Origin of the sequence: Thalassorhabdus alkalitolerans (assembly GCF_042656525.1) — a bacterium.
Classification (GTDB): domain Bacteria; phylum Bacillota; class Bacilli; order Bacillales; family Marinococcaceae; genus Thalassorhabdus; species Thalassorhabdus alkalitolerans.
The window spans coordinates 778,568-795,938 of record NZ_JBHSOZ010000003.1 but is presented as its reverse complement, the minus strand read 5'-3'; the positions used below and the strand labels follow the sequence as shown (position 1 = coordinate 795,938).

At 43.6% G+C, this 17,371-nt stretch carries 18 protein-coding genes; 13 read left to right on the top strand and 5 right to left on the bottom strand.

What is annotated here, in order from left to right; genetic code table 11:
* Positions 1-20: 20 nt before the first annotated feature.
* The 7 genes from ACFPU1_RS06660 to ACFPU1_RS06630 all read left to right on the top strand — a co-directional run bounded on the left by ACFPU1_RS06660 (position 21) and on the right by ACFPU1_RS06630 (position 7,711).
* Positions 21-260, top strand: coding sequence for a hypothetical protein (locus tag ACFPU1_RS06660; RefSeq protein ID WP_385939625.1), 240 nt, complete (start codon positions 21-23; stop codon positions 258-260).
* Positions 261-336: 76 nt separating this feature from the next.
* The gene (locus ACFPU1_RS06655) at positions 337-549 is read left to right on the top strand and encodes a hypothetical protein (RefSeq protein WP_054634905.1); all 213 of its coding nucleotides are present in this window, start codon (positions 337-339) and stop codon (positions 547-549) included.
* Entirely contained in the window at positions 530-1,423 is an 894-nt protein-coding gene (locus ACFPU1_RS06650) for an MBL fold metallo-hydrolase (protein WP_385939623.1), read from the top strand. The genes ACFPU1_RS06655 and ACFPU1_RS06650 overlap by 20 nt, the downstream gene beginning before the upstream one ends.
* A 125-nt stretch (positions 1,424-1,548) precedes the next feature.
* A complete protein-coding gene (locus ACFPU1_RS06645) occupies positions 1,549-2,943 on the top strand; it encodes a sigma-54 interaction domain-containing protein (protein WP_385940488.1) in 1,395 nt (464 codons plus the stop codon).
* Positions 2,944-3,191: 248 nt separating this feature from the next.
* Complete coding sequence (locus tag ACFPU1_RS06640) at positions 3,192-4,358, top strand: iron-containing alcohol dehydrogenase (protein WP_385940486.1); 1,167 nt, start codon at positions 3,192-3,194, stop codon at positions 4,356-4,358.
* A gap of 15 nt (positions 4,359-4,373) precedes the next feature.
* On the top strand, positions 4,374-5,831 hold the full coding sequence (locus ACFPU1_RS06635; protein WP_054634902.1) for a CoA-acylating methylmalonate-semialdehyde dehydrogenase: 1,458 nt from the start codon (positions 4,374-4,376) through the stop codon (positions 5,829-5,831).
* 86 nt (positions 5,832-5,917) lie between these two features.
* Positions 5,918-7,711, top strand: coding sequence for an L-lactate permease (locus tag ACFPU1_RS06630; protein WP_385939621.1), 1,794 nt, complete (start codon positions 5,918-5,920; stop codon positions 7,709-7,711).
* A gap of 136 nt (positions 7,712-7,847) precedes the next feature.
* Here the strand turns inward: ACFPU1_RS06630 and ACFPU1_RS06625 are convergent, their stop codons facing one another.
* The 3 genes from ACFPU1_RS06625 to ACFPU1_RS06615 all read right to left on the bottom strand — a co-directional run bounded on the left by ACFPU1_RS06625 (position 7,848) and on the right by ACFPU1_RS06615 (position 10,155).
* Complete coding sequence (locus ACFPU1_RS06625) at positions 7,848-8,912, bottom strand: M42 family metallopeptidase (protein ID WP_385939619.1); 1,065 nt, start codon at positions 8,910-8,912, stop codon at positions 7,848-7,850.
* Positions 8,913-8,955: 43 nt separating this feature from the next.
* Complete coding sequence (locus ACFPU1_RS06620) at positions 8,956-9,351, bottom strand: GNAT family N-acetyltransferase (RefSeq protein WP_385940484.1); 396 nt, start codon at positions 9,349-9,351, stop codon at positions 8,956-8,958.
* 75 nt (positions 9,352-9,426) lie between these two features.
* Positions 9,427-10,155, bottom strand: coding sequence for an alpha/beta hydrolase (locus ACFPU1_RS06615; RefSeq protein ID WP_385939617.1), 729 nt, complete (start codon positions 10,153-10,155; stop codon positions 9,427-9,429).
* Positions 10,156-10,368: 213 nt separating this feature from the next.
* On the opposite strand from ACFPU1_RS06615, the gene ACFPU1_RS06610 reads away from it, so the two are divergent.
* The 4 genes from ACFPU1_RS06610 to ACFPU1_RS06595 all read left to right on the top strand — a co-directional run bounded on the left by ACFPU1_RS06610 (position 10,369) and on the right by ACFPU1_RS06595 (position 12,422).
* Positions 10,369-10,926 carry a phosphatidylglycerophosphatase A family protein gene (locus tag ACFPU1_RS06610; RefSeq protein ID WP_100399614.1) on the top strand — a complete coding sequence of 186 codons (558 nt, stop codon included), beginning with the start codon at positions 10,369-10,371 and terminating at the stop codon, positions 10,924-10,926.
* 351 nt (positions 10,927-11,277) lie between these two features.
* Positions 11,278-11,457 carry a hypothetical protein gene (locus ACFPU1_RS06605; protein ID WP_083465191.1) on the top strand — a complete coding sequence of 60 codons (180 nt, stop codon included), beginning with the start codon at positions 11,278-11,280 and terminating at the stop codon, positions 11,455-11,457.
* Between the two features lie 166 nt (positions 11,458-11,623).
* Positions 11,624-11,890: a hypothetical protein gene (locus tag ACFPU1_RS06600; protein ID WP_385939615.1), complete on the top strand. Its 267-nt coding sequence runs from the start codon at positions 11,624-11,626 to the stop codon at positions 11,888-11,890.
* Between the two features lie 37 nt (positions 11,891-11,927).
* The gene (locus ACFPU1_RS06595) at positions 11,928-12,422 is read left to right on the top strand and encodes a GNAT family N-acetyltransferase (protein WP_385939613.1); all 495 of its coding nucleotides are present in this window, start codon (positions 11,928-11,930) and stop codon (positions 12,420-12,422) included.
* A gap of 238 nt (positions 12,423-12,660) precedes the next feature.
* Here the strand turns inward: ACFPU1_RS06595 and fumC are convergent, their stop codons facing one another.
* Positions 12,661-14,049 (bottom strand): class II fumarate hydratase, encoded by a 1,389-nt coding sequence (fumC, locus tag ACFPU1_RS06590; protein WP_054634897.1) that lies wholly within the window; start codon positions 14,047-14,049, stop codon positions 12,661-12,663.
* Positions 14,050-14,366: 317 nt separating this feature from the next.
* On the opposite strand from fumC, the gene thpD reads away from it, so the two are divergent.
* A complete protein-coding gene (thpD, locus tag ACFPU1_RS06585) occupies positions 14,367-15,296 on the top strand; it encodes an ectoine hydroxylase (RefSeq protein WP_385939611.1) in 930 nt (309 codons plus the stop codon).
* Positions 15,297-15,374: 78 nt separating this feature from the next.
* Positions 15,375-16,277 carry an aldo/keto reductase gene (locus tag ACFPU1_RS06580; protein ID WP_385939609.1) on the top strand — a complete coding sequence of 301 codons (903 nt, stop codon included), beginning with the start codon at positions 15,375-15,377 and terminating at the stop codon, positions 16,275-16,277.
* A 135-nt stretch (positions 16,278-16,412) separates the two neighbouring features.
* On the opposite strand, the gene ACFPU1_RS06575 is transcribed toward ACFPU1_RS06580, so the two are convergent.
* A complete protein-coding gene (locus ACFPU1_RS06575) occupies positions 16,413-17,282 on the bottom strand; it encodes a DMT family transporter (RefSeq protein WP_385939607.1) in 870 nt (289 codons plus the stop codon).
* Positions 17,283-17,371 lie beyond the last annotated feature (89 nt).

The window sequence follows — 17,371 nt, the reverse complement described above, 5'->3', positions numbered from 1 at the left end:
TATGAGAGGGGCTGTTACATATGGGATATGTACCGCCGCATCATAACATTACAGCGCTTCAATACGGGAGCCGAATGCCTGAAGAAAAGCCTTTTGTTAAGAGAGTAACACCGGTTCAGCCGATCCTTTTTCAGCGTGTGCCCGGCGGGAAAACGAAAGAATATGACCGGTATGAAAGAAACGCAGAGCTTACAAGAAAACGCAGAGACATCGAGAAGGAGCTCTACGGACACGGGCGTTTATTTGATGGAAAAGCGTAATGGCTGAGAGGGACCATCTGATAAGGTCCTTTTTTTGCGTACAAGTATAAAAGCTTTAAAAGAAAGGGGAATCTCTGTGATTTCTTTTGTTATATTAGGAGTACTCATTTTGTTGTTTTCAGGAGGTCTTTTTTTTCTTTATTGGATTCAGCAAGGTATATTTCATATTGGATCTTTTTTTGGACTGCTGATAGGAATTGTATTCCTTATTATCTCCTGGCAGCAAATTAAGCTGAGGAAAAGAGAAAAAGAAGGAGAGAAGGGAAGCCATGAACCTAAAAAAGATTAAAGAAGGGTGTTCCTGCTTTGCAAGCCCGGTCAACATAGGATATGTACAAAAAAATGAGACAGGGCTTCTTATTGACGCGGGCATCGATGCTTCCGTATCTAAAAAAGCGGTAAAACAGTTAAAAGAAAAGGGGCTGCCGTTAACTGATGTGCTGATAACTCATGCTCATACGGATCATTTTGGAGGAGCCGGGTGGATAGCAGAGAATGAGCAGGTACGTGTGTGGGCTGAGTCTTTTGAAAGACAAGTGCTGGAACAGCCAAAGCTTGAGCCTGTATATCTATTTCAGGGAAACGAACCTCCAAAGGAAATGAGAAATAAATTTCTTGAAGGCCCCGCTGTCTCCGTTACCCATTCTGTGGAGGAAGGAACAGTGGAAATTGGCAGCATCAGCGGGGAAGTGATTTCTCTGCCAGGGCACAGCCACGGCCAGATCGGCTTCCGTGTTGACGGCATTCTATACGCTGGTGATAGTTACTTTGCTCCTCTCTATCTTGAAAAACATAAAATTCCTTTTATGGTCGATAAACAGGCTGCAGTCTCCTCATTGAAGAAATTGTTGACGTTAGACGTTCAAGGAGCTGTCCCAGGGCATGGCCACTATGAAGAAAACTTTAAGATAACTGTAAGCAAGAACATTGATTTTCATCAACGGGTAGAAGATGACCTGCTTTTTTTACTGAGGACAGTAAAACAAATCTCTTTAGATGAGTTGATTGGAAAATTTTGCGAGAACAAAGGAATCATATTTTCCCAGCTTGGATCATGGGCGTTGTACCGGACGGCTGTAACGGCTTATGTAATGAGTCTTGTTAACGAAGAACACGCCAGACTTACATTTGAAAGAAATCAGCTTATGATAACGGCAGGTTAATGGAAAGAAAAAGGCTTAGGTCACGCTAAGCCTTTTTCTATTTTATAGAAATCAGTCTTATAGTAACCGGCAAAATGATAGAATGAAAGGACAAATGATAGAAAAGGAGCCGGTTTGCTGTGAAGATGAGTGAAGAGCTTTCCTTTGATATATTACATACAGTTCTCGACAGTGCTTATGAAGGCATCGTCATCGTCGACAAACAAGCAAGAATCATTCATTTTAACAATGCTTACAGCAGAATAACAGGGATAAAAAAAGAGCAAGCGTTAGGACAGCCAGTGACTGACATAATCGACAATACCCAGCTGCATATGACACTACAAACCGGACAAGCAGAACGAGGAAAGATTCAAGTAATCAGCGGCCAGGAAATGGTCGTGCACCGGATTCCAATCTGGAGAGGAGAGGAAGTGGTCGCAGCAGTCGGTATGTTGATCTTTGAAGGGGTTTCAGAGCTTCATAAAATATTGGAAATGCACCAGGAAAAAGAAAGAAAGGCTGACAAGGCCCTGGCAGACAGCCAGAAAAAAAATAAAAAGCAAATGGTGACTCTTGATCAAATTATTGGCAAGAGCAAGGAAATGAGTGAAACAAAACGAATCGCAAGGAGAGCGGCAAAGACACTGGCGACGGTGTTAATTACAGGTGAAAGCGGAACCGGCAAGGAAATGTTTGCGCAAAGCATTCATCAATTAAGTCCTTTTGCTGACGGACCTTTTGTAAGTGTCAACTGCGCGGCAATTCCTGAACACCTCTTGGAAGCAGAATTATTTGGATATGAAGAAGGAGCCTTTACGGGTGCCAGAAAAGGCGGGAAACCGGGAAAGTTTGAGCTTGCTGATCAGGGGACTCTTTTTTTAGATGAAATAGGGGATATGCCAATGATTATGCAGTCCAAAATACTTCGTGTGCTTCAGGAAAAAGAAGGGATGCGTGTCGGTGGCTTAAAGCCTTACCGGACAAATGTCAGAATAGTTGCGGCGACAAACAAAGAGCTGGAGCAAATGGTGAGTGAAGGGGGATTTAGAGAAGATCTTTACTACAGGTTGAACATTATCAGGCTTCATATCCCACCGCTGCGTGAAAGAAAAGAAGATATCCCTCTGCTTCTCAGCTATTATGTAAAGGAGATTTGTGAAAGGTACTTGGCGTCTCCCAAGCATTTTACAGAAGAAGCAGTGAAGCTTCTGACAGCTTATAACTGGCCGGGAAATATAAGGGAAGTAGTTAATATAGTAGAGAGAATCGTCAGTTTAGCAGAAGGAGAAGAAATATCTGCAACTGATCTTCCCAGCATGGTCCTTAGGCACCAAGACAGTCATGCTCCCGTGTCCTTCTCTGGCGGGGAGACCACTGAAGTGCTTGATACTGTCAGAAAAGAAAGTATGGAGCAGGAACGAGAAGTCATTATAAATGTCTTAAAAGAAACAAAAGGAAACAAATCACAGGCGGCAAAAAAATTAGGAATTCACCGCTCAACTTTATATGAAAAGCTGAAAAAGCTTCAGATAAAATAGAAGTTGTCGTGCCACCCCGACAATAACCAGACAGAAACACTACATTTTCATCATTTTTGTTTGATTTTTCCGACACTTTGCACAAAGTGTCTTTTTTTAATTAGTGAAAAAAAAAGAGAAAAAAACCCGTTTCTATAAGGTTTTTCACAAAAATGAAGAATGGTGACAAAAGTTGGCACAATCTTTGCAATTATAATAAGCAAATGAAACAAGGAGGGGATATTTTGGGAGCGTTTTCAACATTGCGGATGCCTTCTGCCATATTCTATGGACAAGGCTCATTTCAAAAGGTTGGAGAAGAAGCGGGCCTGCGTGGAAACAGAGCCTTGATTATCACCGATAAGATTATGGACAGCTTAGGCTATGTAGAACAATGCAGGGAAAATCTTTCAGAGCATGCCATTCAATCTTCTGTTTATTTAGATATAGATTCTGAGCCAACTGATACCTACGTGGAAGAATCGTTACAGATTTTTTCCAATGATCAATGCGATCTCATTATTTCATTAGGCGGTGGAAGCTGCATCGACACAGCAAAAGCTGTATCCATTTTAGCTTCAAACGGAGGGTATATCGGCGATTATATGGGAGGGAAAAAAAATGTGACCCAAGACCCGATTCCTCATATTGCTATTCCTACAACAGCAGGCACAGGTTCAGAGGCAACAGATGTAACAGTCATTACGAACACGAGCACGGAAGTGAAGATGATGATAAAGCAGCCTGCTTTTATGCCGGAAGCAGCAATCGTAGACCCTTTGTTAACTCGTTCATCTCCTAAGTCAGTAACAGCAGCTACGGGAGTGGATGCATTAAGCCATGCACTCGAAGCTTATATTTCACGCAAAGCACACCCGATGACTGATGTTCTGGCGTTGTCCGCTATGGAGCTTATCATTAAAAACATTCGCCAGGCTTATTTTCACGGCGATGATCTTGAGGCAAGGGAAGCGATGTCTTTGGGGGCTTTGCAGGCTGGTATTGCTTTTTCCAATTCTTCTGTCTGCCTTGTTCACGGGATGTCCCGTCCGATAGGAGCTTTGTTTCATGTGCCCCACGGCTTGTCTAATGCCATGCTTCTTCCTGCGGTACTGGAATTCAGTCAGGAAAACTGCCAGGAACAGTTGACAAAAATAGGAGAAATAGTAGGGAAAGACGATACAGCGGAAACGAACCCTGCCATTCGCACTGTAGAGACAGTGAAAAAGCTCTGTCTTGATTTAGACATTCCTAATTTAAAAGAATGGGGAATTGAGGAAGAAAAATTTAAACAGGTTACTGATAAAATGGCTGAGGATGCGTTAGCAAGCGGCAGTCCAGGTAATAACCCGAGGGTTCCTACCAAAGAAGAAGTGAAAGAGCTTTATCAAGCTTGTTATGATTATAGGTTTACTAAAAATACAACAGTGATTTAAAAAGGAGAAGATAAGATGATTACAAAAACAGAAAAGACGCTAAAGAATTATATTAATGGTGAATGGGTGGCTTCAGCTTCCGACAAAGCCGAGACTGTTCCTAATCCAGCAACAGGGGAAATACTCGCTGAAGTGCCTCTTTCTTCAAGAGAAGACGTAGACAAGGCAATTAAAGCTGCCGAGAAAGCCTTTGCTTCCTGGAGCACCACAGCAGTACCAAAAAGAGCGCGCATCCTTTTTAAGTATCAGCAGCTGTTAGTTGAAAACTGGGATGAGCTCGCACGTCTTGTCACAATGGAAAACGGCAAAAGCTACAACGAAGCTTACGGTGAAGTGCAGAGAGGGATTGAATGCGTGGAGTTTGCAGCCGGGGCACCGACGCTTATGATGGGAAAACAGCTTCCAGACATTGCTGGTGGCATTGAATCCGGAATGTACCGCTATCCTGTCGGAGTCATTGGTGGAATTACCCCCTTTAACTTCCCTATGATGGTGCCTTGCTGGATGTTCCCGTTAGCGATTGCATGTGGAAACACCTTTGTTTTGAAACCATCTGAACGTACCCCTCTGTTGGCCAATCGCCTGGCCGAGCTATTTACAGAAGCAGGTCTGCCTGAAGGTGTCCTGAACGTGGTACACGGGGCCCATGATGTCGTGAACGAGCTTCTTGAAAACCCTGGAGTAAAAGGAATTTCTTTTGTTGGCTCTCAGCCGGTAGCCGAGTATGTGTACAAAAAAGGCGCCCAGCATGGTAAGCGAGTACAGGCTCTTGCAGGAGCGAAAAACCATTCGATCGTCATGCCAGATGCCGACATTGATAATGCGGTTTCCCAAGTGGCCAGCGCTGCTTACGGGTCAGCTGGTGAACGCTGCATGGCGGCAGCTGTGGTCGTAACGGTAGGCGATGTGGCAGACAAATTTGTAGATAAATTGAAAGAGGAAGTTGATAACATCACAATTGGAAATGGCTTAGAGGAAGGTGTCTTTCTCGGACCGGTCATCCGTCAGTCTCATAAAGAAAAAACAGAAAACTATATTCAAAAAGGACAGGAAGAAGGAGCAACTCTTGCTTATGACGGCCGGGAAAAGACCGTTCATATGGAAGAGGGATATTTCATTGGTCCCGTTATTTTCGATAACGTCACAACAGACATGACAATCTGGAAAGAAGAGATTTTTGCTCCTGTTCTCTCTATTGTAAGAGCAGAAACGTTGGAGGAAGCCATCTCTCTAACAAACGAATCCGAATTTGCCAATGGCGCCTGCATTTATACTGACAGCGGTAGTGCTGTGCGTCAATTCCGCCAGACCATAGACGCGGGAATGCTTGGCGTGAACCTTGGTGTACCGGCTCCCATGGCCTTCTTCCCATTTTCCGGCTGGAAGAATTCCTTCTACGGAGATTTGCATGCCAACGGTACAGACGGTGTGGAGTTTTACACTCGGAAAAAGATGGTCACTGCTCGCTGGTAATAACAAAGGAAAGAAAGAGAGGGAGAAATCCCTCTCTGGTTACTAGAGACTGAAAATTCAGATTTATTTTTCTAGGGAGTGTACCGATGAATCTATTAGTCTTATCCTTATTAGCGTTTACTCCTATACTGGCTGTTATTCTATTTCTTGTAATATTAAATTGGCCCGCGAAATATGCTATGCCAATTTCCTACATTGTTGCCGTTGTCGTAGCGTTTGTTGTCTGGCAGGTGCCGGCGAGTTTTATCGCAGCATCCACTGTTCAGGGGTTTGTTATCGCTTTGACATTGCTCTACATTGTGTTTGGGGCACTGCTTTTACTTCAGACGTTAAAAGAAAGCGGTGCCATTGCCACAATCAGGCAGGCTTTTACTGATATTACACCTGACCGCAGAGCACAAGCTGTGATCATAGGATTTTTATTTGGAAGCTTTCTGGAAGGAGCCGCAGGCTTTGGATCTCCGGCAGCAGTTATAGGCCCGTTGCTATTCGCACTAGGCTTCCCAGCCCTTGCAGCTGTCTTAGTCGGCTTAATTATTCAAAGTACCCCAGTTACCTTTGGTGCAGTCGGAACGCCAGTGATCGTCGGTTTGCAAACTGGTATCGATGCGCCTAACGTGAATGCAGCCGTTGAGGCCATGGGGATTTCCTATACTGATTATGTGATGCAGATTGGAATGCAGGCAGCCTTCATTCATGGAACGATAGGGCTGTTGATTCCTTTATTTCTCTCCTGTATCATTACAAAGTTTTTTGGGAAAAATCGTTCTTTCAGAGAAGGTTTGGGCATTTGGAAGTTTGCTCTTTTTGCGTCTATCATGTTTACGCTTCCATATGTTTTCGTTGCCATGTATATTGGTCCTGAGCTTCCATCAGTAATCGGTGGTCTGGTGGCATTGGCTATTGTCATGTTCACTGCAAAAAAAGGATTTCTATTACCTGAGGAAAAGTGGGATTTTCCTCCAAAGAAGGAATGGAACGAGGAATGGACAGGCTCAGTCACTGCGGATGCAGACAAACTTCGTCCAGGTATGAGCATGATAAAAGCATGGATTCCTTATGTACTTGTGGCGGCAATATTAGCCATGACTCGACTGGTAGAATCCGTCACTCAATTTTTAACTGCTCAGGAAATCACTTTTGCCAATATGTTTGGCACAGACGTATCAGAAACGGTAGAGGTATTATACTCCCCTGGTTCAGTCTTTATCGCGGTCTCGCTGCTTGTTATTTTTCTTCATAGAATGAAAATGGAAGAGGTCAAAAGAGCGTGGACAGAAGCCGGAAAAACGATGATCAAAGCCGCAGGAGCCCTTATATTTGCTGTTCCTATGGTAAGGGTGCTTATTAATTCAGAAACAAATGAAAGCGGTTTAGAGAGTATTCCTCTTGTACTGGCTGAAGGAGTTTCCTCCATTGCAGGAACAGCATGGCCGCTCATTGCCCCATGGATCGGAGCATTGGGGGCGTTTGTAGCAGGAAGCAATACAATTAGTAATATGATGTTTGCCCTGTTTCAATGGGGGGTTGCCGATAATATAGGTGTTTCTCAAGGATTAATTGTAGCCATGCAGGCTGTAGGAGGAGCTGCAGGCAATATGGTTACAGTTCACAATGTAGTGGCTGCAGCTGCCACGGTTGGTTTGATAGGCAAAGAAGGCCTCATTATTCGCAAAACAATCATTCCGCTCACTTATTATTTACTCATGGCAGGACTGATGGCTACAGCGATTATTGCTTTCAGCTTTTTGAACGTCATGACCGTTTATGCATCAGCTGTGATCCTCTGTGTAGTATTAATGGTTTCGATCAGATCAAAGTCTTCTAAAGCCAGCATGAAAAAAGGCCGGCGGCAAGAAGAGAAGAAAATAGAAGCCTAAGGTCAAAACTCCCTCCCTCGTTGAAAGAGGAGAGGGAGTTTTGGGTTATCATAGCTGTATTCCCGCAGCTTCATCCTGCTTCATCATGTTCCCGGGCAATCCGTAAAGCCGTCATGAACATTTTAGAAAGCAGTGCTTATATGAAAGAAAAATCAGTGTCCTGCTCTGCTGCTAAAAGAAATGCTAGTAGAAGGTCCTTGGTGGCATAAAGGTCTTGAACATCTATCACTTCAACTGGAGAATGGGCATACCGTGATGGGATCGAAAGGACTCCAGTTGGGATTCCTTTGTTTGCAAGAGCCATGGCTCCTCCGTCAGTTCCTATGCCGGGAAATATTTCTCCTTGATAGATGATTTTGTTTTTTTCAGCAAGCTCTATTAAGCTTTCTCTTACCGCAGGATGAGAGATTAAGCTAAAGTCCAGTATCTTAATGCCTGTACCTTCTCCTAGTATAAGACTGTTATCCATAGTTTCTTCAGGTGTATCACTTACGGCTGTCGTATCGAGGGCGATTGCTGCATCAGCTTCTACCTGTTCTGCAGCCACCTTTGCTCCACGGAGGCCTACCTCTTCCTGTACGGTAAAAATAGCAATGACTGTCCCGGCAAAAGAGGAGGCTTGCAGCTCTTCTAAAGTGTGTAATAAGACAGCGCAGCCGGCTCGATCATCAAACCCCTTCCCAACAATTTTTCCAGTTGTCTCATTTCCTAAAGGTTCCATGTCAGATTTCCAGGTAACAGGATCACCCATCCTAATTCCTAAATCTTCTGCTTCTTTCTTTGAAGAGGCCCCAACATCAATATATAGATGTTGATGGTTTCTTACCTTCTTAGGATCGTCAAACTTCACGAAATGGGCTGACATGGTGCCGATCACCCCTGTTAGTAAGCCTGTTTTCGTTCTGATTTGTACCTTTTGCGCTAGCAGGATGCGGTCATCGTGTCCGCCCAGCTTTTCAAAGCGGAGCAAACCGTTTTCTTCTATTTTTTTAATGATAAAGCCTATCTCATCCATGTGGGCTGTAATGATTGTAGAAGGGCCTGGAGAGGTTCCGTGTTTTTCAGCTATGATGTTTCCCAAGGAGTCAACCTTTACATCGTCTGCCAGGTTCTGTACGTATTCTAGTATCCACCGGGCTGCAGGCTGTTCGTGTCCGCACGGCCCGTGTAACCGGGTCAATTGTTGTAATAACTCATACATTTTCTATGCCTCATTTCCTAAGTAATCAGCAAAAACCTTGCAGTTACTGCAACTGCAAGGTTTTTTTCATTTCGACGTGGGGGATGCCGGCATCCATGAACTCCCCGGACGTAACATGATACCCCAGCTTTTCGTAAAATCCTTTAGCGCGGGTTTGGGCGTTTAACTTAAGGTTTACCCTTTGCTCTTTTGCGAAAGCTTCAATTGCTTCCATAAGTAATCGTCCTGCTCCGGTATGACGGTAGTCTGCAAGAACACAAATTCGTTCTACTTTCCCCACACCTTCTACCTCACGGAACCTGCCGGCTCCAATCGGTTTGTCTTGGTCATAAGCGACAAAATGAACAGCTTCTTCTTCGAATTCATCAATTTCTTCTTCCTCTGGTACCTTTTGTTCCTCTACAAATACGTTAAAGCGTACGTTATAAGCATCACTCATTTGTTCCTGTGTTGTTACTTTGATAACCTCTGGCACTTTTTCGTCTTCCTTTCTGTATGTGTTCTTTCGTGAGTATTAATCAAGGGTGAACATAAAACGAAGTGCTTCAGGCAAATCCTTTTCCCAGTCTTTCCAGAAATGCCCTCCATTAAATTCGTGATAATAATAACGTGCCTTTCCTCCAGCGAGCAATTTGTTTAACTCACGATTCGGCGTTAAAAAGTCCATTCGCGAACCATCTGTTGTTTTTACGTTTGTTTCTTCTGATCCTATCGTGTGGTAAATCTCAAAGCGATTCCAGCTTGGATTTTCTCTCACGGCATTAAGCACGGTTTCGTTAACAAACGGACTGTGCATCATCACCCGGGAAAAAGTGTTGGGGTATTCCAGAGCAGCCATAAGGGAAACGGTAGCAGCCAATGAATCTCCCATTAAGGTTCTGCCGTGGGGGAGGCTCCACGTCTGGTACTGGTCATCGAGGAAAGGAAGAAGCTCTTTTACCAGGAATTGTATATATTTTTTATGGTCCTCACTGTCCGGGTGATACCATACTCGTCTCATCTTTACAGAAGGATAGGGAACACCGATGACAATTGTTTCCCTGGCGCCTTCTTCCATGACTGTCTCTACCTTCCGGCCGATTTTTCCGAGCTGAAAGTAGTCTCTTCCATCCTGAGCGATGACGAGGTGATATGTATACAGGGGATTATAATTAGGCGGTAAATATACATGCAAGTCAAATGTGGTCTCTAAAATCTCACTCGTGAAAGTAAGAGCTTTCATTTGGCCTTTCATAGTTATCATAGATCCTTTCTTTAAGCAGAGCGTTGTTTTATTTGATTTTCATAGGGGAATACGCACAGACATATAGTAATAATATAAAAATATTGTAACATACGGATTCTGCTCCTATAAAAGATATTCAGCTGATCTGGCCAGATGACAAGGAGACATTCCATAGATTGCTATATACATCTTATAAATATGGTAGAATAGAATTAGAGGAGGCGGTCTGTCATGAAAAAACCAGTACCTTGCGATGTGGTAGAAAAAGCAGCACGTGATATTTTAAAAGAGCGTGGTGTAGAAATAAGCGATATAGCTCAAATCGTATACGATATGCAGGCAAAATATGTTCCTAACCTCTCAATGGAAGACTGCTATGAAAGTTCCGACGCAGTACTTAGCAAGCGTGAAATCCAGCATGCTATTCTGGTTGGAGTGGAGCTTGATAAATTAGCAGAAAAAAATATGTTATCCGAACCATTACAGTCTCTCGTAGATACGGATGAAGGGTTGTTTGGAGTCGATGAAACCATCGCTCTTGGCTCTGTGTTTGGATTTGGAAGTATCGCGGTTACTACATTTGGATTTTTAGATAAAGAGAAAGTGGGTATTATTAAGACGCTGGACGATAAAGGAAAGGAAGACGAGTGTCATACCTTTCTAGATGATCTTGTTGCCAGTATAGCTTCGAGTGCTTCAGCCCGCTTGGCTCACCGTTTAAGAGACCGGGAAGAAAATAAAAGAAAAGAAGACATTGATGCCAGGGAAGATGAAGAATTAATTGGATAAGAAATCTAAGTTAAAGAGTACCTTTTTACTAAGGTGCTCTTTTTATATGAGACACTGGGGAAAACAGGGGCTCATGACTTATGGTTTCTGTGGATGAATGTCCCTGTATAGGTTTTCTTTTGGGCAGCAGCTTTTTCAATGGCAGGCCTGGAAAATGGATTCATATAAAAGGATCGCTTGGAAATAATAACTATGGGATATGTACCGTGGCACAGTATTCGGAAGCTGCATACATCCTATAGTAACTGAATAAGTAAAGAAAGAAGAGTAGTGATTTTTCTTTGCAATTAGACTACAATAGATAGCATAATTATTGAAAATATATGGAAGGAGAAAGGATGGGAAAAGGTCATGAAACCCCGTTGGATATACTGGAAGCAGACTTTTTGCTCCAAATTCCAGGCGGGCTGTCTAAAAGCCAAGCTGGAAGAGAACTGGCACAATGGTTACGAGATAGGTCCGTGTGTGGAGATTAAGAAGCTTAAAACCGATAAATACGTCGTTCGTTATACATTTGATGAAATTGGTTAGATTGACATAGATATGCGAAGGAGCCTGGAAAATGTCTGGCGAAATCAGTAAACTGGTCAAAAAGCTGCAAATAAAACCAGGATACAAGGTAGCATGAATCAACGCCCCCTCTCATATTTCAGGCCTTCTGCACCCTCTTCCTGAGGATGTTGAGATTTCTGCCGCTTTGACGGAAGAATATGATATTATACATCTTTTTGCAGGCTGGAAACAAGAAGTAGACGAACTGCTTCCATTATGTAAAGACCATCTGAAAGGCAAGCGGATTGTCTGGGTGTCCTATCCAAAAAAGGCTTCAAAAGTAGATACTGACCTTACAAGGGATAAGGGATGGGAGACTGCCGAGAAAGAGCGTATGAAAGGAGTCTCTCAAGTGTCTGTGGATGATGTATGGTCAGCAGTTCGCTTTACGTACACATCCGAGGAACAATAACAGGAGAAAGATCTTGTAAGTAAAGGGGGGTCTGTACTTGAAAGAAATTTCAATAAGGACCATGGAAGAAAAAGATCTTATTTCTGTTCAGAGAGTCGCTTGTATTACTTGGCATGAAGCTTATCACTTTCTTCTTTCAAAAGAAGAACGAGATGAATATTTACAAAGAGCATACAGCGAAGAAAGGCTGGGAAACTACCTTAAGGAAGGCCTTCATTTTGTTGCTGAGCAAAATGAAATGGTCATAGGATTTGCAGGCTTTTTCCGGCAGGATATGATTAACAGCTGGCTTGTTGCAATGTTTGTTCTTCCTGAATACCAAAATCTAGGAGCAGGGAAAGCTTTGTTTCAAGCAGGGAAATCCGCTCTTATTGGTATGGAAGCTCTGCTTGTAGAAGTGGAGCAGGAAAATAAACCAGCTCTTTCTTTTTATGAGCATATAGGCTTTGAAAAGGTAAAAGAAGATTCCATTACGTTTCCCTCCCGCAAGGAAGTGAAGACTCATATTCTTAAATATTCTCTTTTATCATAGACAAACAGGCTGTTGAGAAGATGTTCTCAACAGCCTGTTTTGTGATAATTGGACGGTGACTCAGCAGGCCGCTTCTCTTTACAGCGTGGAAAGAGAGGAAAAAAGCTGGACGATAATGAGCACGAAAAGCCAACAGTAAAGAGAGGTTTCCGTCTTTTTAAGCCGCTGTAGTCCCCCTCAAAAAGCAAGAACCCCCACTTTTTTAAAAGCGAAGGTTCTGTTACGGTCTCCACATTTCTTATTCCTGAGGAGAAACCATTTTTTCCGGATTCACGTACTCTTCAAATTGTTCTTCAGTCAGAAGGCCGCTGTCAAGCACAGCTTCTTTTAAAGTTGTCCCTTCCTGGTGAGCTTTTTTTGCAATTTTTGCTGCATTCTCATAGCCAATATGAGGGTTAAGTGCTGTAACAAGCATCAAGGAATTGTTTAAATGCTCTTTGATCTTGTCGCGATCAGGCTCAATACCTACGGCACATTTATCGTTAAAGGAAATCATGCCTTCTGCAAGCAAGTAAGAGGATTGAAGGAAATTGTAAATAATTACAGGCTTAAATACATTCAGTTCAAAGTTCCCCTGACTTGCCGCAAAGCCGATGGTGGCATCATTGCCCATGACCTGGGAAGCTACCATTGTAAGAGCTTCGCTTTGAGTAGGGTTTACCTTACCAGGCATGATGGAGCTTCCAGGTTCATTAGCAGGAATTGTAATTTCACCCAATCCGGAACGAGGACCACTTGCGAGCCAGCGCACATCGTTTGCAATTTTCATTAAGTCGGCAGCCAGAGCTTTTAGCGCCCCGTGAGCATAGGTTATCTCATCATGGCTTGTTAACGAATGGAATTTGTTAGGAGCTGAACGGAAGGTTTTTTCTGTGATGCTGCTGATTTCTTCAGCTACATAAGCGCCAAACTTAGGGTGGGCGTTAATTCCCGTACCTACTGCTGTGCCGCCAATCGCCAGATCCCGTACATGGTCGATGCTTTCTTTAATCATTTCACTGCTTTTTTCCAGCATGCGGTGCCATCCGCTGATTTCCTGCCCTAAAGTAAGAGGCGTTGCGTCCTGAAGATGGGTGCGGCCTATTTTAATCACATCATCAAATTCCTTCTTTTTTTCAGCCAGTGTATTCTTAAGTATATCAAGCGCAGGGAGAACATCGCTCTCCACTTTTTCAACAGCAGCTATGTGCATCGCTGTCGGGAAGGTGTCGTTTGAGCTTTGGGAACGATTGACGTCATCATTTGGATGAACGATAAGATCTTTTCCTTCTTTTTCCAGTAGAGCTGTAGCGCGGCGTGCCAGGACTTCATTCATGTTCATATTGGATTGTGTACCGCTTCCAGTCTGCCAAACGACAAGAGGGAAGTTATCATCTAACTGGCCGCTTAGCACTTCATCCGCCGCTTTGGCGATCGCGTCTGCTTTTTCCGGTTCCAGCTTGCCGAGTCTTTTATTCGCAAGGGCGGCTGATCTTTTTAAAATGGCGAAAGCATGGACAACTTCAATGGGCATCTTTTCTTTTCCGATTTTGAAGTTTTCCAGGCTTCGCTGGGTTTGAGCTCCCCAGTTTTTATCAGCTGGGACTTTCATTTCACCTAGGGTATCTTTTTCAATTCTATATTCCATCTTGAACGTTCCCCCTAAAAAAGATTTTTACCTTATTATATACCCTGAAGTTTTACCATCAAATCATAGATTTTTGAAAAGTATGATAAAAAGAAAAAAGAAGAAATAAAGGTGGGAAAGAAATGATAGAAAAGGATATTTTTCATACACAGTGAAATATGAGCTAATATTCGAGAATCCCGAACAACAAGCCCATTGCTAAAAAATCTACTTAACTTCTATAAATAATTGTGTTTAAAATAGATTTTAGAGGGGAACTCCAATGATTGACACCAAAATTTCCGAACAATAATTTTAATAAAAGGAGTGATTGTGCGATGAAAGATTTATATCCATCTCGCATCGGACAAGAAACTAAAATTGTAGAACGGAAAGACCCAGTGATTCATTCAGATTCTTCTCAAAGTAATGGTCCGTTGAATAAAAAAGAGCTAGATTTTTATGAAGAAAATGGATACTTACTCTTTGAAAAAATGTTCAGCGATGAAGAAGTCGAAATCATGAAAAGAGAGCTTGACGGTACAATGGAAGCAAATGAAAGCCGTGAAGCTGACGATGTGATCAAAGAGCCTGGAAGCAATGAAATCCGCTCTGTATTTGAAACTCATAAGGATGGCAGCTTCTTTGAAGCTCTTTCCAAAAATGAGCGTCTTGTGAAAATCGCAGAGCAGCTTTTAGGAGACCAGGTGTACATTAACCAATCCCGTATTAACTTCAAGCCCGGTTTCAAAGGAAAAGAGTTCTACTGGCACTCTGACTTTGAAACATGGCACGTAGAGGACGGCATGCCGAACATGCGTGCAGTCAGCTGCTCGATTGTACTTACGGACAACTATGAATACAATGGCCCGCTTATGCTGATCCCAGGATCCCACAAATGGTTTGTTTCCTGCCCTGGTGAAACTCCGGATGCAAACTATAAGAGCTCTCTTCAAAAGCAGGAGCTTGGGGTGCCGGATAATGAAAGCATGAAGTGGCTGGTGGATCAGGCAGGAGGACGCATTGACCGTGCAACCGGTCCGGCAGGATCTGTGTTGTTCTTTGAGTGCAACACGATGCACGGATCTGCAGGGAACATCTCTCCTTATCCGCGAAGCAATGTTTTCTTTGTCTATAACTCGATTACCAATAAGCTTCAGGAGCCGTTTTCCGGCAAAGAGCCGCGACCTGAGTTCCTGGCTAACCGTGAAAACGTACAGCCGATCACTCCGGTCAGCGGAGATATTACGAAACAAAAGACAGAGTAAAATGAATACTGAACAGCTTGTCCGAGCGGGGCAAGCTGTTTTTACTATATGAAAACAAGAAGAGGCGGTGAAAAGTAAATGTCATTTAAAGACCAAGAAAGAGTGGCGAGGGCAAAAGACAAGGCTGAGGAGAGAACAATTACCCTTCCTGATGGCACGTCTGTTCCTTCCATTGGCCAGGGAACTTGGTATATGGGAGAAGATCCTAGGAATAAGGACCAGGAAGTTAAGGCTCTCCAGCTTGGAGTTGAAGCCGGCATGAAGTTAATTGATACGGCAGAGATGTATGCTGACGGTGGAGCTGAGGAAGTAACAGGGGAAGCGATAAAAGGAAAAAGAGAAGATGTGTTTCTCGTTTCAAAAGCGTATCCCCATCACGGTGGAAAGGATACCTTACCGAAGGCGTGCGAGCAAAGCTTAAGACGCCTTAAGACAGACTATATAGATTTATATTTGCTTCACTGGAGAGGAAGCATTCCGTTAGAGGAAACGATAGAAGGAATGGAACAGTTGAAAAGAGAGGGAAAGATCAAAAGGTGGGGAGTTTCGAACTTTGATACAAAGGACATGGAAGAATTACTTGGGAAAGAACAAGGGTCCAACTGCGCAGTAAACCAGGTGTTGTACCATTTAGGTTCACGGGGGATTGATTATGATCTTCTTCCCTGGCAACGTAAGCACAACATGCCGATTATGGCGTACAGTCCTCTGGCAAGAGGTGATGATCACTCCCGAGTCAGCCTTGTTACCCATCCAACTGTAAGGGAGATCGCAGAGCAGCACCAGGTGAAGCCCCTGCAGATTGCTTTGGCCTGGACCATTAGAAATCACGATACCATTGCCATCCCTAAAGCCGTTCAGGAGAATCACGTGATCGAAAATGCTGAAGCTGCTTCTATTATTCTCAGCAAACAAGAGATGGCACAGCTTGACGAAGCCTTTCCTGAGCCCGACAAAAAAGTCCCACTCGACATCATTTAGAGTCCCATTCAGGGTGCCTGGCACCCCAGTAGGATGTTACACTCCTGTAACAAAAAATGGCTGTAAACCCCGGTGTACCGGGAAAAAGGGCAATAGCCTCATAAAAGGTGCCAGGCACCTTTTATGAGGCACCCTTTATGGTTTGGTGGCGATGTACACGCCTCCAAGGACGAGAGCTCCTCCTACAAGCTGGACGAGACCAAAGCTTTCGCCGAGAAAAAGCACGGCAGCGACTGTGGTAAAGAGGGGAACAAGATTGAAGAAAATACTCGCTTGAGAAGGACCGACTTCAGCAACCCCCCGATTCCAGAGAAGGATGGCAAGCGCAGAAGGAAAGATTCCAATGTACAGCAGCCCAGAGATATGAGAGACAGTCCATTGAATGGGGAACCCATCTCTCCACTCAAAGGCTGCAGCAGGAAGCAAAAAAACAGCCCCGAACACCATCGTCATAATAATACCTCCGTAGAAAGGAAAACGGTGGCCGTACTGCTTAATAAAAATGGAATACACAGCCCAGCTTACCACTCCTAAAAGCATAAGGAGGTCTCCTGGGTTGATCGAAAGAGAGAGAAGAGTTCCGAGAGAGCCCCGAGATACAATCCAGACAACGCCGGCAAAGGAAATGATAATCCCGGCGACCTGTTTTGACAGCAGTCTTTCTTTTAAAAATAAGAACCCCAGCATTGCGGCTACAGCCGGAGTGAGCGCATCTACTATGGAAGCATTAATGGTAGTAGTATAATGAACTGATGTATATAGCATGACGTTAAATAAGCCGAGTGTTAAAGCAAGCCCGGCTAACGGCCGCCACTCCTGGCGCCACAGCGCCTTGTTGTTCATAATCTCCTGCCAGCCCAATGGAAGCAGGATGACAGCGGCCATGGCAAATCTCATAAAGGATAGCGTTAATGGCGGGATAGTATCGCTAAAAGCTTTTCCGACAATAAAGTTCCCTGAAAACATAAGCATGGCTAACAGCAATAATACATATGGGTGAGCCATAGGATATCACCCTCTTTGTTTAATAGTTGCCCCGGTTATTTTATCACAGGAATGTTGTGAGCATTATACATTTTTAGAAAGGAGCGAGG

Excerpts from the sequence above, each read along its gene's own strand:
- ACFPU1_RS06660 (WP_385939625.1), top strand. The coding sequence starts at position 21 with ATGGGATATGTACCGCCGCATCATAACATTACAGCGCTTCAATACGGG.
- ACFPU1_RS06650 (WP_385939623.1), top strand. The coding sequence starts at position 530 with ATGAACCTAAAAAAGATTAAAGAAGGGTGTTCCTGCTTTGCAAGCCCG.
- ACFPU1_RS06645 (WP_385940488.1), top strand. The coding sequence starts at position 1,549 with ATGAGTGAAGAGCTTTCCTTTGATATATTACATACAGTTCTCGACAGT.
- ACFPU1_RS06640 (WP_385940486.1), top strand. The coding sequence starts at position 3,192 with ATGCCTTCTGCCATATTCTATGGACAAGGCTCATTTCAAAAGGTTGGA.
- ACFPU1_RS06635 (WP_054634902.1), top strand. The coding sequence starts at position 4,374 with ATGATTACAAAAACAGAAAAGACGCTAAAGAATTATATTAATGGTGAA.
- ACFPU1_RS06630 (WP_385939621.1), top strand. The coding sequence starts at position 5,918 with ATGAATCTATTAGTCTTATCCTTATTAGCGTTTACTCCTATACTGGCT.
- ACFPU1_RS06625 (WP_385939619.1), bottom strand. The coding sequence starts at position 8,912 with ATGTATGAGTTATTACAACAATTGACCCGGTTACACGGGCCGTGCGGA.
- ACFPU1_RS06620 (WP_385940484.1), bottom strand. The coding sequence starts at position 9,351 with ATGAGTGATGCTTATAACGTACGCTTTAACGTATTTGTAGAGGAACAA.
- ACFPU1_RS06615 (WP_385939617.1), bottom strand. The coding sequence starts at position 10,155 with ATGATAACTATGAAAGGCCAAATGAAAGCTCTTACTTTCACGAGTGAG.
- ACFPU1_RS06610 (WP_100399614.1), top strand. The coding sequence starts at position 10,369 with ATGAAAAAACCAGTACCTTGCGATGTGGTAGAAAAAGCAGCACGTGAT.
- ACFPU1_RS06605 (WP_083465191.1), top strand. The coding sequence starts at position 11,278 with ATGAAACCCCGTTGGATATACTGGAAGCAGACTTTTTGCTCCAAATTC.
- fumC (WP_054634897.1), bottom strand. The coding sequence starts at position 14,049 with ATGGAATATAGAATTGAAAAAGATACCCTAGGTGAAATGAAAGTCCCA.
- thpD (WP_385939611.1), top strand. The coding sequence starts at position 14,367 with ATGAAAGATTTATATCCATCTCGCATCGGACAAGAAACTAAAATTGTA.
- ACFPU1_RS06580 (WP_385939609.1), top strand. The coding sequence starts at position 15,375 with ATGTCATTTAAAGACCAAGAAAGAGTGGCGAGGGCAAAAGACAAGGCT.
- ACFPU1_RS06575 (WP_385939607.1), bottom strand. The coding sequence starts at position 17,282 with ATGGCTCACCCATATGTATTATTGCTGTTAGCCATGCTTATGTTTTCA.